At 45.5% G+C, this 16,100-nt stretch carries 17 protein-coding genes; all 17 read left to right on the plus strand.

Annotated features, from left to right (window positions below; translation table 11 throughout):
* Positions 1-6: 6 nt before the first annotated feature.
* The 17 genes from BM415_RS04775 to BM415_RS04855 all read left to right on the plus strand — a co-directional run bounded on the left by BM415_RS04775 (position 7) and on the right by BM415_RS04855 (position 16,043).
* On the plus strand, positions 7-525 hold the full coding sequence (locus tag BM415_RS04775) for a FliO/MopB family protein (RefSeq protein ID WP_091155147.1): 519 nt from the start codon (positions 7-9) through the stop codon (positions 523-525).
* Positions 522-1,280 carry a flagellar type III secretion system pore protein FliP gene (gene fliP / locus BM415_RS04780; protein WP_091155149.1) on the plus strand — a complete coding sequence of 253 codons (759 nt, stop codon included), beginning with the start codon at positions 522-524 and terminating at the stop codon, positions 1,278-1,280. The genes BM415_RS04775 and fliP overlap by 4 nt, the downstream gene beginning before the upstream one ends.
* Positions 1,281-1,315: 35 nt before the next feature.
* The gene (gene fliQ / locus BM415_RS04785; RefSeq protein ID WP_047909707.1) at positions 1,316-1,585 is read left to right on the plus strand and encodes a flagellar biosynthesis protein FliQ; all 270 of its coding nucleotides are present in this window, start codon (positions 1,316-1,318) and stop codon (positions 1,583-1,585) included.
* Positions 1,586-1,597: 12 nt separating this feature from the next.
* Entirely contained in the window at positions 1,598-2,386 is a 789-nt protein-coding gene (gene fliR / locus BM415_RS04790; RefSeq protein ID WP_170862371.1) for a flagellar biosynthetic protein FliR, read from the plus strand.
* A 34-nt stretch (positions 2,387-2,420) separates the two neighbouring features.
* A complete protein-coding gene (gene flhB / locus BM415_RS04795; protein WP_091155151.1) occupies positions 2,421-3,530 on the plus strand; it encodes a flagellar biosynthesis protein FlhB in 1,110 nt (369 codons plus the stop codon).
* Entirely contained in the window at positions 3,530-5,563 is a 2,034-nt protein-coding gene (gene flhA / locus BM415_RS04800) for a flagellar biosynthesis protein FlhA (protein WP_091155154.1), read from the plus strand. Before flhB ends, flhA begins: the two co-directional genes overlap by 1 nt.
* The gene (gene flhF, locus BM415_RS04805) at positions 5,560-6,858 is read left to right on the plus strand and encodes a flagellar biosynthesis GTPase FlhF (RefSeq protein WP_091155156.1); all 1,299 of its coding nucleotides are present in this window, start codon (positions 5,560-5,562) and stop codon (positions 6,856-6,858) included. Before flhA ends, flhF begins: the two co-directional genes overlap by 4 nt.
* Positions 6,855-7,763, plus strand: a complete 909-nt coding sequence (locus BM415_RS04810; protein ID WP_091155158.1) for a MinD/ParA family protein — start codon at positions 6,855-6,857, stop codon at positions 7,761-7,763. The genes flhF and BM415_RS04810 overlap by 4 nt, the downstream gene beginning before the upstream one ends.
* Before the next feature lie 31 nt (positions 7,764-7,794).
* A complete protein-coding gene (locus BM415_RS04815; RefSeq protein ID WP_091155160.1) occupies positions 7,795-9,219 on the plus strand; it encodes a protein-glutamate methylesterase/protein-glutamine glutaminase in 1,425 nt (474 codons plus the stop codon).
* A gap of 23 nt (positions 9,220-9,242) precedes the next feature.
* On the plus strand, positions 9,243-11,312 hold the full coding sequence (locus BM415_RS04820) for a chemotaxis protein CheA (protein ID WP_091155162.1): 2,070 nt from the start codon (positions 9,243-9,245) through the stop codon (positions 11,310-11,312).
* 93 nt (positions 11,313-11,405) lie between these two features.
* Positions 11,406-11,867, plus strand: coding sequence for a chemotaxis protein CheW (locus BM415_RS04825; protein ID WP_091155165.1), 462 nt, complete (start codon positions 11,406-11,408; stop codon positions 11,865-11,867).
* Positions 11,867-12,487: a chemotaxis protein CheC gene (locus BM415_RS04830; protein ID WP_091155166.1), complete on the plus strand. Its 621-nt coding sequence runs from the start codon at positions 11,867-11,869 to the stop codon at positions 12,485-12,487. Before BM415_RS04825 ends, BM415_RS04830 begins: the two co-directional genes overlap by 1 nt.
* Positions 12,487-12,987, plus strand: coding sequence for a chemotaxis protein CheD (locus tag BM415_RS04835; RefSeq protein ID WP_091155169.1), 501 nt, complete (start codon positions 12,487-12,489; stop codon positions 12,985-12,987). The genes BM415_RS04830 and BM415_RS04835 overlap by 1 nt, the downstream gene beginning before the upstream one ends.
* On the plus strand, positions 12,984-13,427 hold the full coding sequence (locus tag BM415_RS04840) for a hypothetical protein (protein ID WP_091155170.1): 444 nt from the start codon (positions 12,984-12,986) through the stop codon (positions 13,425-13,427). The genes BM415_RS04835 and BM415_RS04840 overlap by 4 nt, the downstream gene beginning before the upstream one ends.
* Before the next feature lie 14 nt (positions 13,428-13,441).
* Positions 13,442-14,230 (plus strand): FliA/WhiG family RNA polymerase sigma factor, encoded by a 789-nt coding sequence (locus BM415_RS04845; protein ID WP_091155173.1) that lies wholly within the window; start codon positions 13,442-13,444, stop codon positions 14,228-14,230.
* Between the two features lie 53 nt (positions 14,231-14,283).
* Complete coding sequence (locus BM415_RS04850) at positions 14,284-15,696, plus strand: DUF342 domain-containing protein (protein WP_091155176.1); 1,413 nt, start codon at positions 14,284-14,286, stop codon at positions 15,694-15,696.
* A gap of 32 nt (positions 15,697-15,728) precedes the next feature.
* On the plus strand, positions 15,729-16,043 hold the full coding sequence (locus BM415_RS04855) for a hypothetical protein (protein WP_091155179.1): 315 nt from the start codon (positions 15,729-15,731) through the stop codon (positions 16,041-16,043).
* Positions 16,044-16,100: the final 57 nt, after the last annotated feature.

Here is a 16,100-nt window from a genome sequence, read left to right on the forward strand (position 1 = left end):
CGATAGATGGAAGCCGCTAGTAGTACCAACACGATGGAAACCAGCTATTATGGCCAGCTGCTATGGGTAATTGTAGTCCTTATTGCGATAATCGCAGCCATCGTGCTGCTCGTACGCTGGCTGGGTCGTAAGAATCAACACTTTTTCCAAAAGAAAGCGATGCGAGTTGTGGGTGGAGTCGGTCTTGGACCGAGCAAGTCAATTCAAATCGTTGAGATCGGAAGTAAACTATATATCCTTGGGGTTGGTGAGGATATCAATGTTATTGATACCTTGGCTGATCCCGAGGAGATCAGTCTGCTAATGAAGCAATTTGAGCTTGAAGGAAGGGAAACAACAACATTATTCTCAACTATCGAGACTCTGAAGACCCGGCTTAATCGAAAAACGACCAAGTCTGAAGAAGTTGATGAAGCTGACTTTAAGCAATTATTTGAACAGAAACTTCAAGAAATGCCAGATCGCAAGGAACAGATGGAAGACTGGCTTCAAGAAGATACTAGAGATCGGTCGAGGGATTCATGAATAAGAAGATTGTAGTTGCATGTCTGTTGTGGGTGTGCCTGACGGTATTCCATGGTACAGAGGCCTTTGCCGCACAGCCGATCCCTGATATTTCTATCGAGTTTGGGAATACGGAAGGCGAAGAACCGAGCACAAGCGCATTATCAATTATTTTACTCGTTACGGTATTAAGCATTGCACCTGCAATTCTCGTATTAATGACAAGCTTTACTAGGATCGTTATCGTCCTGAGCTTTGTCAGAACATCGCTCGGTACGAACCAAATGCCGCCGAACCAAGTACTTGTCGGACTGGCACTTTTTTTGACCTTGTTTATTATGTCTCCAACCATATCACAAATGAATGAAGCCGCACTCCAGCCTTATCTGAGAGGAGAGCTTACACAGACGGAAGCACTGGAGGAGGCAGCGGATCCGATGAAGGAATTCATGTTCTCTCATACAAGAGAGAAGGATTTGCTGCTGTTTATGGAATACACCGGAACGGAAAAACCCGAGTCCTATGAGGATATTCCATTACATGTACTTGTTCCAGCCTATGCCATAAGTGAATTGAAAACTGCATTCCAGATGGGCTTTATGATATTTATTCCATTTTTAGTCATTGATATTGTCGTGTCGAGTGTACTTATGGCGATGGGGATGATGATGCTCCCGCCTGTCATGATATCACTGCCCTTCAAGATACTTCTCTTTGTTCTGGTGGATGGCTGGTATTTGGTCGTAAAATCTCTGTTATTAAGTTTCAGTCCTTAAATTAGGGCGCATCTAGACATTGGAGGCAAGCGGCCATGACATCCGATTTTATCATTGAGCTGGCTGGGCAAGCGATTTTTATTGCACTGGAAATCAGTGCGCCAATGCTTGTATTAGGGCTTGTAGTAGGTCTTATTATCAGTATTTTTCAAGCGACAACACAGATCCAGGAGCAGACACTGGCTTTTGTTCCCAAGATTATCGCGGTACTTGTGGCGCTATTGTTATTTGGGCCCTGGATACTTGCAACAATGGTCGATTTCACATTTAACATTTTGGATAATCTTCATACTTATATCGGGTAGGCATACACAAACATGGAGATGATGCTTCAAGGTTTTTCTGTCGCTCTGCTTATTTTTTGTCGAATTACAGCATTTTTTGTTGCTGCACCTATATTTTCCACTCCGGGGGTTCCAGGGGTATTTAAGATTGGAATATCTTTTTTTATCTCAGTCATCGTGTACCTCACTTTTGGCTTGGGTCAGTCGGTTCCGATGGATGGTCAATATATTCTGCTCATTGTTAAAGAAATTCTGATGGGTCTGCTGCTGGGTTACATTGCACTGCTCATGATTACAGCGATACAAACAGCAGGCGCATTTATCGATATTCAGATTGGGTTTGGGATGGCAAACGTCTATGACCCAATGACAGGCGCGGCCGCTCCTTTGACCGGTAATGTGAAGTATGCATTTGCTGTTCTGTTGTTTCTGACCATGAACGGTCACCATCGGATGCTGGATGCGATTGTATACAGCTATGAGTGGGTACCGCTGATGGGGAATGATCTTTTTAATGCAATCGCAAGCGGGAATATTGCTGAATTAATCATTACAGCTTTCGCTCAGGCATTTATGCTCGCATTTCAACTGGCAGCACCTCTGGTTGTCGCTCTATTTATGACTGATGTCGGTCTCGGCTTCTTGGCAAGAACAGCGCCGCAGTTCAATGTGTTCGTCATTGGTGTTCCGTTGAAAATTCTGGTAGGACTCGCGATGATGCTGGTTACCATACCAGGCCTGTTATATTTATTTGAAAATTTGTTCGCAGTCATGTTTGAAGCTATGCAGGGAGTTCTGGAAGTGATTAAACAGGGAGCTTAAAGCTTGAATCTGCGGGGCGGGGGTTAGAGCAGTAATGAGATTTAAACTGGACCTGCAGATGTTCTCAGGGGAAAAGACGGAGAAAGCTACCCCGAAAAAACGTCAGGAATCTCGTAAAAAGGGTCAAGTGGCCAAAAGTATGGAAATATCCGGAGCGGCCATTTTACTCGCCTGTTTCATGTGTCTGCTCATCTTTGGTGGATTTTACAAGGAACGCATAGCAGACGTCTTCAGAGATATCTTTGTTAACAGGCTGGATATGGAAGTGACAAGCGAGAACGTAATGGTCATGTTCGGACAGTTTGGAATGGAAATTCTTATCCTCCTTGCACCGATCTTTGCCATCGCTGTTATCATCGGATTTGCAGCCAATTATATTCAGGTCGGATTTTTGCTTACAGGCGAAGGGGTCACGCCTAAATTCAGCAAGCTGGATCCGATCAAAGGCTTCAAGAACATATTTTCCATGCGAGCACTGGTGGAACTGTTGAAATCCATACTTAAGCTCGTCATTATCGGTTATTTGGTTTACGACATCCTGTGGGGGGCACGTGATGAATTTGCAGGCCTCAGCTTGTTGTCATTGGATGGCATTCTGAAATTTGCAGCGGAAATGACGCTGGACCTCGGAATCAATATTGGCGCAGCCTTATTTGTACTTTCTATTCTGGATTACATGTATCAGAGATATGAGCATGAGAAGAACATCAGAATGTCCAAACAGGACATTAAGGATGAGTATAAAAAGATGGAGGGCGACCCTCTCATTAAAGCGAAAATTCGCGAACGGCAAAGACGCATGGCGATGCAGCGGATGATGCAGGAAGTTCCCAATGCGGACGTCATTATTACGAATCCTACTCACTTTGCAGTCGCTTTGAAATATGATGGCAATGAAATGGAGGCACCCACTGTAATAGCAAAGGGCGCAGATCATATGGCATTACGCATTCGGGAGATTGCCAAAGAGCATGGTGTGGCGCTTATGGAGAATAAACCGCTTGCCAGGGCTTTATTCCAAAGGACAGAGATCGGAGATTCTATTCCGGCAGATCTCTTCCAGGCGGTCGCTGAAATTCTTGCCTATGTTTACAAATTAAAAGGAAGATCGAATCATAAGGGGAATCGGAGGCATGGAAACTAGTGAAAATTAAAGACCTATCAATCCTGATCGGGATCATTGGCATCGTGCTAATGATGATTCTCCCTATTCCTGTTGGACTACTTGATGCACTGCTAGTAATCAACATCGCTATCGCTTTGGTTATTTTGCTAGTGGCGATGAATATGAGGGAAGCTCTGGAATTCTCCATATTCCCTTCCTTGCTGCTTGTGACGACCTTATTTCGTGTAGCACTTAACCTCGCAACGACCAAGCACATTTTGCAAGATGCTTATGCGGGACAGGTTGTTGCCACTTTTGGGAGCTGGATCTCCGGCGGTCAGCCGGTTATCGGTTTCATCGTGTTTCTTATCCTTGTCGTTGTTCAATTTATTGTAATAACGAAAGGTTCGGAGCGCGTGGCGGAGGTAGGAGCTAGATTTACGCTCGATGCGATGCCCGGGAAGCAGATGAGTATAGACGCGGATTTAAACGCAGGTCTTATTAATGAGCATCAGGCTAAAGATCGCCGAAGTAAAATCGAACGCGAAGCGGACTTTTACGGTGCGATGGATGGTGCGAGTAAGTTTGTTAAGGGAGACGCGATTGCGAGTATCGTTATTCTGCTCATCAACCTTATCGGCGGTTTTATTATCGGTATGGTAATGATGGGTATGAGCTTTACTGATGCGTTGTCTACTTATTCTCTGTTAACGATCGGAGACGGACTGGTCAGCCAGATCCCTGCACTACTCATTTCTACCGCATCCGGTATTATCGTTACACGTGCAGCTTCTAACGGCACAATGGCGGATGATATTACATCCCAGCTCTTCTCTTATCCGAAGCTTCTATATATTGTTGGAGCAACGGTTGCATTCCTAGGATTCTTCACACCAATTGAGCTGATTACAACATTGCCACTTGCGTTACTTCTCTTCTTTGCAGGGTGGAAGATGCAGCAGAATCTGAACAAACAGCAAATAAGTGATGAACAAATGGAAGAAGAGCAGCAGATTGAAGAGGTACGCAGTCCGGAAAGTGTAATTAATCTGCTTCAAGTGGATCCGATCGAATTCGAATTTGGATATGGACTTATCCCTTTAGCAGATACAGGACAAGGTGGAGATTTGCTTGACCGTATCATCATGATTCGAAGACAGTGTGCTCTTGAGCTGGGACTTGTCGTTCCGGTAATTCGGATAAGAGACAATATTCAGTTAAGGCCAAGCGAATATGTGATCAAGATTAAAGGGAACATCGTCGGGAGCGGTGAGCTTCTGCTCAATCACTATCTGGCGATGAGTCCAGGATATGATGATGATTCTATAACCGGGATTGAAACAACCGAACCTGCTTTTGGGCTTCCAGCACTATGGATTGACGAAGCCACTAAGGATCGGGCTGAATTGTCCGGCTATACCGTCGTCGATCCGCCTTCTGTTGTGGCGACTCATTTGACGGAAATGATTAAGAAGCATGCGCATGAGCTTCTAGGTCGTCAGGAAACGAAAGCTCTGGTGGATAACTTGAAAGAGAATTATCCAGCTCTGGTCGATGAGCTTATTCCATCGGTATTGTCCATTGGTGATATTCAAAAAGTACTGGCTAAACTTCTTCGTGAGAAAATTTCGATTCGGGATATGGTGACTATTTTTGAGTCGCTCGCGGATTACGGTACCTATACGAAAGATCCGGATGTACTCACGGAATATGTTAGACAAGCTCTATCCAGACAGATTACACAGCAGTTTACTCAAAAAGGGGAGACGATGCGTGTCATTACGGTTGGACCGAATCTGGAGAAGAAGATTGCGGAGAGTGTTCAGCAGACGGAGCAGGGGAGCTATCTAGCGCTTGATCCGGTATCAAGTCAGACGCTGTATCAGAAGCTGATGGAGCAAGTGAACCGACTGATTCAGACAGGTCAACAGCCGATTGTACTTACTTCACCGACAATCCGTATGTATTTGCGGCAATTGATCGAAAGAACGATGCAGGATATACCGGTCTTGTCCTACAGCGAACTGGAGCCTAATGTTGAAATTCAAAGTATCGGGGTGGTTAATCTATGAGAGTGAAAAAATATAGGGTGGATACCATGCCTGAAGCAATGGGCCTGATTCGCAGTGAGCTAGGAGCAGATGCGGTCATTTTATCGACAAAATCTATCAAAACAGGCGGATTTGCCGGGCTGTTCCGCAAACAAAAGATTGAAGTTGTAGCGGCGGTTGAGGAGCCGGCGGGATCGGCAGCATCGACCAATCTGCAACCAAGCCCTCCGGTTTCTCCGGCTCAGTCAAGATCGATCCCAAGAGCAATGGCCCCGGATGCTTACCGAAAAGTAGCAGACGGTATGAATAACGGAGAACAGGCACCGGCCAAGGAAAAACAGGAAGATGCAAAGCAAGAGAGTACGTCATACTGGGGGTCACGTTCAACAGTCCTTCCATCTCTTCCTGTTCAAGAGCCGCACCCGGAAGGGGCGGATTTTTCCGCTTCTACTGATCAAGCTCTGCTTGTTGAAATTCAGCAAATGAAGCAGATGATGGTCTCACTTGCTAAGCGAGATGCTCATGAAGCCGTGCTGCCAAGCAACCTGAATGAAGCGCGTACCAAACTAGTTCAACATGGCGTCAGCGATGAATTATGGATGAAATGGATCGATTCAGTAGCGGAGCAAGGGACAGAACAAACCGAGCAGAGCGGCTTAGCAATGGTGAAGGAAGAGATGAGGCAATTCCTCGCAGAGCGCATGGATGGCGGCATTGCACAGGACACACGTATCGTGTACGTTGCGGGTCCGACGGGTGTAGGTAAGACGACGACCATTGCCAAGCTGGCTGCTGAGCAAATGTTTAAGCACAAGCGCAAGGTCGGGCTTGTTACGGCAGATACGTACCGGATTTCAGCTGTTGAGCAGCTTAGAACCTATGCTTCCATTTTGGGGGTTCCGCTTGAGGTGGTTCAATCCCCTGCAGATACCAAGCGGGCAATGGAGCGTCTAGTGGATTGTGATCTTATTTTTATGGATACCGCAGGGCGAAACTATCGAAATGAAATGCTGGTGTCGGAATTGAACAGCCTGCTTCTCAATGAACCTAATAGTGAGATGGTGCTTGTCCTGAGTCTTACTTCAAAGACAGAGGACATGCTTGTCATCTTAGACCATTTCACTAAATATGGCCTATCTAAAGTCATCTTTACCAAAATGGATGAAACGGACAGTCTGGGTTCTATAATTAACGTGCTGTATCGTTACCCAGTGACACTGTCTTACATTGCTGATGGGCAGAATGTGCCTGATGACCTTATGGTGCCGGATGCCAAGACGCTCTCAGATTGCATATTGGGAAGTGATGGAGGATGAGTGATCAGGCTGCATCTCTCAGAGAATTAATGGCAACAAGGCCTATTCCGAAGATTCCGGAAGAGAACCTTACAACGAAGCAAAAGGTGAAGAAGCAGGCCAAATTGATTGCGGTAGCAAGCGGCAAAGGCGGTGTAGGGAAGTCCAACTTCACTTTAAATCTCGCATTGAAAATCCATGCTGCAGGCAAAAAGGTTCTCGTATTCGACGCTGATATGGGAATGGCCAACATCGATGTACTCATGGGGGTTTCCTCTAAATTCAGTCTATATCATGTGCTGACAAGAGAGAAACGGATTTCAGACATTATACAGCTTGGACCACTTGGTCTTCCTTATATCGCAGGCGGCTCCGGATTTGTAGAGCTGTTGTCTCTGACTGAACAGGATATCGATGCATTCACCCGTGATTTGGAGAGTCTAGCTTCGGAAATGGACTATATTTTCTTTGATACCGGTGCCGGATTATCACTGGAGAATAGAAGCTTTATCGCAGCAGCCGATGAATGTATTGTCGTGACGACCCCAGAACCGACGGCGATCACTGACGCTTACGCACTCATCAAGATGATGCACAAAATTAACGGTCACAGCCCTTTTGGTATGATCGTCAATCGGGCTGAGAACAAACGGGAGGCTGAGCAGGTCAGCTCGAAGATACAGCTGGTTGCTAAACGTTTTTTGGGAGCAGACATTCCGTTAATCGGATACGTGACCGAGGATAGTCATGTGATGCGTGCGGTCAAGAAGCAAACCCCCTTTACTACGTTATATCCGAACTGCACGGCTTCTAAGGATATGGAACGAATCTCCCAAAACTACACGGAGATGGGCAGACCGATATCGAGCGAGGGACCGGGTTTAAGAGGATTTGTTGCCAAGTGGCTGAGGAAAACGGCCCAATAAACAAGTTGAAATTATTTTAGAGGTGTCTTACATGTCAGTCTATCAGGTACTTGTGGTTGATGATTCAGCATTTATGAGAAAAATAATAACCGATTTAATTCAGCAGGATCCTTCTTTTCGTGTAGCAGATACCGCTGCGACAGGTGTGGAAGCTGTTGAGAAAGCCAGAAGACTTCACCCTGATTTAATTACGATGGATGTTGAAATGCCAGAATTAAACGGGCTTGATGCCTTGAAGATCATTATGTCCGAGCAGCCGATTCCCATCATCATGCTGTCAGGAATTAATGAGACCGGTCTTAAAGAAACCATCAAGGCGCTAGAAGCAGGTGCATTTGATTTTATACGTAAGCCCTCCATTCAATTTCGTCAGGATATTTATGAGGTGGGCAATGAGCTTCGTAACCAGATGAAGGAAGCCGTTCAGATGATGGAGCGGAGAGCCCGGAGAGCCGCGGAGAAGGATGAGGCTGCAGCAAGGACTGCTTCCTCAGGAGAGGAGCCGTCTACGTCTGCTAGGACCAAGAACAGAGATGCTGTTGTTCATCATAAGCTGCCTGACAAGACTATCGCACAAGAGTCTAAATCTGCTCATCCGGAGACAGCAAGCAAGAACATTCCAGCTCCGAGATCGGCGAAGAGCAAGTTGGATGACATCAAGTCCATTACCCAGAGGCTGGCCCAAGAATTAGAAACAGCCAAAAAAGAAACTGAGAAAAAAACAAGATCGAAATCGAGCAGAGCGGATAAGGAGCCTGCCAAACTGTCTTCCGATGTGATTAAAACAGAGCAGGAATCCTTGGCTCAAGTGAAAGCAGCCAAGACCAAGAAGCCTAAGAAGGCCGATTCATCGTCAAAACCTTCTGGTTCTTTCAGCAAATTGGTTGCCATCGGATGCTCGACAGGGGGCCCGCGTGCACTTAAGACGCTGCTGTCTCATTTCCCCGGGGATTTTGAGGCTCCGATTGTGATCGTCCAGCACATGCCGCCGGATTTTACCAGATCGCTGGCTGCTCGGCTTGATTCCTTCAGTGAGATTCATGTGGTTGAAGCAGCTCATGGAATGATCTTGAAGGCGGGAACTGCTTATATCGCTCCTGGCGGCTATCACATGAGAGTAAGGGAGAATGTTAATTCGGATTATGAGATTGAGCTCGGCAGTGAGGACCCGGTGAATGGACACAGGCCCTCAGTCGATACCCTATTTGAATCATTACTCCCGTTTGATGCTCTGGAAAGACATATAGCCATCTTGACGGGGATGGGCAGCGATGGAGCAAGAATGATGAAGCGTCTCTTCGAAGCTGGAGTTACTTCTACATTTGCCGAGAATGAGGAGACCTGCGTCGTATATGGGATGCCGCGTGCTGCAGCGGAGCTCGGATGTGTAAACCAGCTGCTCCCGCTGGAGGAGCTGGCCGAAAGACTGGTTAAAGCGGTCACTAGAAACGGTTAATTCGATAAAGGAGGTAATACAAAGTGGATATGAATCAATATTTATCCATGTTCATTGATGAGTCTAATGATCATCTCCAATCATTGAACGAGAAGATGCTCGAATTGGAAAATAATCCGGAGGACATCAGCATTGTTCAGGTTATATTCCGATCGGCTCATACACTTAAAGGAATGGCTGCTACTATGGGATTTGAGGATCTTGCCTCATTGACTCATAAGATGGAGAATGTGCTGGATTTGGTCCGCAATGAGAAATTGACCATGCAGGAGCCTATATTTGATGTTCTATTTCAGAGCTTGGATGCACTCGAGTCCATGGTCCAGGACATTATGGCAGGCGGAGAGGGCAAGGCTGACGTGTCTGCCATTGTAGCTAAGCTACAGGCGATCGAGAATGGAGAAGCGAGTGTTGCTGATGCTGCATCAGAGATCAGCGCAGCAGATACATCTTCTAGTTCAACAGCGTTATCACTTGATGAATTTCAAGCATCCGTATTAACGCAGTCCATTACTGATGGGCAGGGCGCGGTGTTTGTACACGTCACCATCAGTAAGTCAAGCCAGCTTAAATCTGTTAGAGCTTACATGGTATTTGATTTGCTTGAGCGTTCCGGTGAGGTTATTAAGACAGAGCCTTCAGTACAAGAAATTGAGCAGGACCAATTCGATTACGATTTTTCACTATACTACATAACTCAAATGCAACCGGAAGAGCTGCAGCAGGCCATTCTGAACATTTCCGAGATTGAGAAGGTAGAAGTCGTACCATTAACCTTAGAAATGCTGGGACAGATCGCCAGCAACGAAGCGGCTGCTACTGTAGAGATGCCCCTGATAGAAGAGAAGAAAGCAGAAGTTAATAAGAATGATAAAGGAACTGCTAAACCGACCAAGCCGGCAGCAGACAAGAGTAGTGCGAAGCCAGCCGGCGCCGCAGTTGGAAATCGAACGATTAGAGTGGATATTGAACGGCTTGATGTACTGATGAATTTGTTCAGTGAGCTGCTGATTGACAGATCTAGACTAGAGCAGCTGGCAAGTGAGCTGGATCATTCTGATCTAATAGAAACGGTTTCTCATATGAGCAGAGTGAGCTCAGATCTGCAAAATATTGTTCTGAAGCTCAGGATGGTTCCGGTAGACACCGTCTTTAACCGTTTCCCAAGAATGGTAAGGGATCTGGCAAAGTCGCTGGATAAAAAGGTGGATTTGGTTATCACCGGTGCCGAAACGGAACTTGACCGCACGGTCATTGACGAAATTGGCGATCCGCTTGTCCACTTGCTTCGAAACGCTGTGGATCATGGTGTTGAGTCCATCTCCAAGCGAATAGAGGCAGGTAAGCCTGAAACAGGAACAATTCAATTAAGAGCCTTCCACAGCGGCAATCATGTATTCATTGAAATCGAAGATGATGGAGCTGGAATATACCGCGACAAGCTGCTTAAGACGGCTGTATCCCGCGGTGTAGTCACAGAAGCTGAAGGAGAATTGATGACAGACGAGCAGGTGTATCAGCTGTTGTTCGCTCCTGGATTTAGTACAGCCGAGACGATATCGGATATTTCCGGAAGAGGTGTAGGACTTGATGTCGTTAAGGCAAAAATAACTTCGCTCGGCGGAAATGTATCGATCCACTCCACGCCGGGACATGGAACGAATTTCTCGGTTCAGCTGCCACTTACGCTATCCATTATTGCAGCGATGTTGATTAGACTTGGGGAAGAAAAGTATGCAATTCCGTTATCCTCCATCGTGGAAACGGCAATTATCAAGAAAGAAAAAGTCCGTTATGTACACGGTTCAAAAATGATCAGCTTCAGAGACTCTATGATTCCTTATGTTTCGCTGTCGAAAGTGTTTAATGTCAGCGGATATACCGATGACGAAGAGGACGAAGTTGAAATTGTAGTCATTCGTAAGGGTGAACAGCTTGCTGCACTTGCGGTAGATGATTTTATCGGACAGAACGAAATTGTAATCAAGACTTTAGGTAAATACTTACCTGCCATACAAGGCATCTCAGGAGCAACGATTCTTGGGGACGGCCAGGTGGCTCTCATTATTGATCCAAATGGCTTCATTAAATAGAAGATTAGTTTTTTCATGTTTCATTATAGATAGATTCGGCGGTGCTGGATTCCCGCATCCGAGGTTGTTCATTTCTTAAGGAGGTATTAGGTCATGGCAGAAGATATTAAAGTAATCGTATTTAAATTGGGTGAAGAAGAGTATGGCATTGAGGTCGATCAGGTTCAGACGATTGAGAGAATGATGCCGATTACGAGAGTTCCCAAAACCTACTCATTTGTAAAAGGCGTAGTTAATCTTCGTGGCATTGTTATTCCAGTTATTGATTTGCGTGGACGCTTTTCTCTCCCGGAGACGGAATACACCGATCATACTCGAATTATTATGGTCACTGTACAAGACATGCAAGTTGGATTTATTGTCGACTCGGCAAATGATGTATTAGACATCCATTCAGGAGATATCGAGAATCCACCAGAGGTTATTGGTGGCATAAAAGCCAAGTACTTGAGAGGTGTTGCAAAGCTGGGTGAAGATCGCTTGCTCATCATGCTCAATCTGGTGGAAGTGCTGAATAAGAGCGAAATTATCATGCTTGAAGGTATAGAAGGATAATGACACGCTCTTTTGATCAATTTCATGATATTGAAATGGATGTTCTGAAAGAAATAGGCAATATAGGTGCAGGCCATGCGGCTACTGCATTATCAACACTGCTGAACAGGCCAATCGATATGGGAGTTCCAACTGTTCAGCGTGTACCGTTCGAGTCGATTGCAGAAAGCGTTGGTGGTGACGAGAGTATCGTTACTGCTGTCTACTTTAGAGTGGAAGGTGATGCACCGGGGAATTTGTTTTTTATGATGACGCCGGAAGCAGCAAAACAGCTGTTGCATCACTTTAGTCGATCCGTGACAAATGAGGTGCTTGAATTCTCGGATATGGAACGATCCATCCTGTCCGAGATTGGAAATATACTTGCCGGATCCTACCTGTCTTCACTGGCAGACTTTACTCAACTAGCCATGCTGCCTACCGTACCCGGCTTTGCCGTTGATATGGCAGGTGCAATACTAAGTTACGGGCTGCTTCATATGAGTCATATGGGAAACGAAGCCTTACTAATAGATACGAATTTTTTGGAGGGATCAAATCGGGTGCAAGGACAATTTTTCCTTATACCTGATCCCGAATCCTTTGCCGCTATATTTGAAGCCCTTGGAGTACATGGCTGATGATTGAGCAAAAGAAGCTGATTAAGGTAGGAATGGCGGATTTAAACATTCTAGTTGAGCCAGGAGTTATTAGAACGACTGGGCTTGGATCCTGTGTCGGTGTCACATTGCACGATCCTGTGAGCAGAATTTGCGGCATGGCGCATGTTATGCTCCCCTCCTCTTCTATTGCAAGAGAAAGCATTGATTTGAATAGGGCAAAGTATGCTGATACCGCAATCGTACTATTGTTAGATAGAATGAAGGCGCAAGGAGCATCTCATCAGCATATTGTTGCGAAGATGGCAGGCGGATCACAGATGTTTCAATTTGCCGGATCTGGGGATACGTTACGTATTGGCCCTCGAAATACGGAAGCGTGTAAAGAAGCTTTGAATATAGCAGAAATTCCTCTGATCGCAGAAGATTGTGGTGGACACCATGGCAGAACCATTGATCTGGATCGGGATACAGGGGTGCTGACTATTCGAAGCGTTCAGATGGGTGTGAAGGAGTTATGACAACGTTGTTTGGTACGATTCGCATAAATTTTGTGTTTGGTCTTATTGGACTTGTGTATACATTTTTTGTTTCATACAGCAGTAATTTGTTATCTACCAGTTTATATCGTGCGGGAACGGCCTTTGTAATCTGGTTTGTCATTGCTTTTATTTGCAGATGGGTGCTGGGATACGTTCTGGCACCTTCGCAAAGTGCTGGAGATCATAGCAAGCAGAATGAAGAAAAGGAACATAAGGGAACCCAGCTGGATATAACGGCTCCTGATGACGATGAGGAGCTAAGGAATCTATTAAAGTATTCACCGCAAGAAGAAAGTGTCAATGAACCGAAAAAATCAGCAGCTAAAACGGGATTTGAACCACTTAATCCTCCGAAGCTTGTTCGGACAAAAGATGCTGAAGAATTGGCAAAAGCCGTTCGACACTTGTCAGACAATTAAGGGGGTGAAGCGATATGACAGGCCGAAATTCGTCCCATTTGGCAGATATGGACCTGTGGGAAAGATGGAAGGAACAAGGGGACCTGGATGCAAGGAACCAGCTGATTGAAAAACATCTTCATATCGTTCAGTATGTCTCAAGTCGACTTGCCGTCGGATTGCCCAAGAATGTATCAAAAGATGATTTGGAGAGCAATGGTGCTCTAGGACTGATGGATGCACTAGATAAATTTGACTATAAGCGCGGACTTCAATTCGAAACCTATGCCTCATGGAGAGTGCGAGGTGCAATTCTCGATGGCTTGCGCCAAGGTGACTGGGTGCCTAGATCTGTTAGAGAGAAGGCGAAGAAAATTGAGGAGGCCTATCAGCATCTTGAACAGAGATATTCAAGAAGTGTAACTGATGAAGAAATGGGCCAGTATCTCGACGTTTCTGCAGGAGATTTCAGGAATATGCTGCAGGAAGTGGCAGTAATGTCGCTTTATTCACTTGAAGATCCGCTGCGTGAAGAGGATGCCGAGACGCGTATGTCTCTATTAATCGATGAGAAAGCATATGCGCCTGAGCAGACCGTAAGAGATATTCATTTGAAGCAGGCTTTGATGCAGGGAATCGATAAGCTGACGGAAAAAGAAAGAATCGTTGTATCCCTACTATATTATGAGGATTTATCCTTGAGTGAAATTGCAGAAGTCATGTCATTGTCACCATCACGTATTTCCCAGCTTCACTCCAAGGCAATTCTGAGGCTGAGAGGTACTCTTGAAAAACAGCGTGAACTCTTAATGAACAGGCATTAGAATTAGAGTAATTTTAAAATAAGCTGTCTATGGAGAAAGAAGGAAGGTTGCAGATGACGCAGAAATTAGACCCAGCGCAGTACATCAAGGTACTGTTTTCAGCAGATCACAGCAGCGCAGTACTTGATATGATTAGACAAGAAGAATTTGAAATTACAGCTGGGGAATTAAAAGCATATCTTGCTCAGCAAGGAATCGTATACGGAATTCACGAGGATGTTCTACAAGATATCGCGAATCGTCCATCAGCATATTATGGATTAAAGCCGACGGTTGCTTCTGGTGAAGATCCGGTCCCAGGGACCGATGGAGTCATTGAATTAATTACGAACTTGATTGAAACCGGAGAGCGCAAGCCGCTCGAAACAGAGGGCGGGAGAGTAGACTACAAAGAAATTACTCAGCTCAGCAACGTGAAAAAAGGGCAGGTTATTTCCAGGCGGATCCCGCCTGAGCCAGGCATACCTGGGAAGAGTGTCAAAGGTGAAACGATACCCTACCGTCCAGGCAAGGAAGCCAGATTTAAGCCAGGCAAGAATGTGGTCGTTAATGCTGAAGGCGATGCGATGTATGCCGCACTAGATGGTCTTGTAACTCCTACGGAAAAGGATCGGATCAATGTATTCCCTGTGTACGAGGTGAACGGAGACATTGATTATAATACCGGAAATATCGATTTTGTAGGGACGGTCGTAATCAGAGGGAACGTTTTGACGGGCTTTAAAGTTAGAGCTGCAGGAGATATCCGTGTAGTTGGCGGGGTCGAAGGTGCCGAACTCTATGCTGGAGGTTCTATACAAGTTACAAGCGGAATCATTGGGTATAATAAGGGGCTTATTCAAGCAGGCGTCGATGTTAAGAGCTCGTTTATTCAAGATGCCAATGTAGAGGCCGGAGGGAGTGTATATGTAACTCAGAGCATCATGCATTCTAATATTAGGGCAGGCAAGCAATGCATATGTGAAGGTACCAAAGGCCTCATTGTTGGCGGTGTCATTCAGGCTGGTGAAAAAGTCATAGCAAGGACAATTGGGAATACGATGTCAACCCTGACAACGATTGAAGTGGGTGTCGTTCCAGAGCTGCGCAATGAGCTTGCACAGCTGAGGACAGAGCTCAAAGCCCAAACTGAAAGCATCGACAAGACGGCAAAGGCATTACATTTGCTGGATCAAATGGCTGCATCGGGGCAGCTGGCCCCTGATAAAATAAGTATGAGAATGAAGCTTCAGGTCACCCATCAGTCAAGTATGCGAGAACTTGCTGAAGTTAAGGAACGGATTCTTGAAATTGAGAAAATGCTCGAGGACACATCCAATGCCAGTGTAGATGTCATGAAGACCATCTACGGCGGTTCTAAAATAGTTATCGGCAGATACACTAGATTTGTTAAAGATTCAGCGACAAGAATATCGTTTTATTATCATAATGGCGATATATCAATGCTACCCTTAAAAGGAATGTAAACTTTATTACAGCCAAAGGAGTGACTTTTCAGATGAGTCTAAAAGCGGTTGAACTTCAGATTGCTATTCCGCGCACGAGTGAGGCGGGACGTTATCAAAGCGAATACGACCACAGAAGATCATCAGAGCAGTCGCTGCTCGCGGACAATCAGTCCAAACAGATCAAGAAGAAAGCCAAGCAAAGTCCAAAGACGAACGAGTCAGAGCAGGCAAGTATCAAGGATCAGCGCAATTCTTCACACACAATGGTGGGTCAGTTGAATCAGAGTAATGAGCAAGCTGATGAAACAGCAACAGTGCCCGCGGAGCATCCATTTAAGGGGAAAAATTTTGATGTAAGTTTGTAGTCTCATAAGAAGATGGCAAAGCTTCTGAATAGCAATAATTCTTAATATAATCAGAAC

This window comes from Paenibacillus sp. 453mf (genome assembly GCF_900116105.1).
In the GTDB taxonomy this organism is placed as follows: domain Bacteria; phylum Bacillota; class Bacilli; order Paenibacillales; family Paenibacillaceae; genus Paenibacillus; species Paenibacillus provencensis.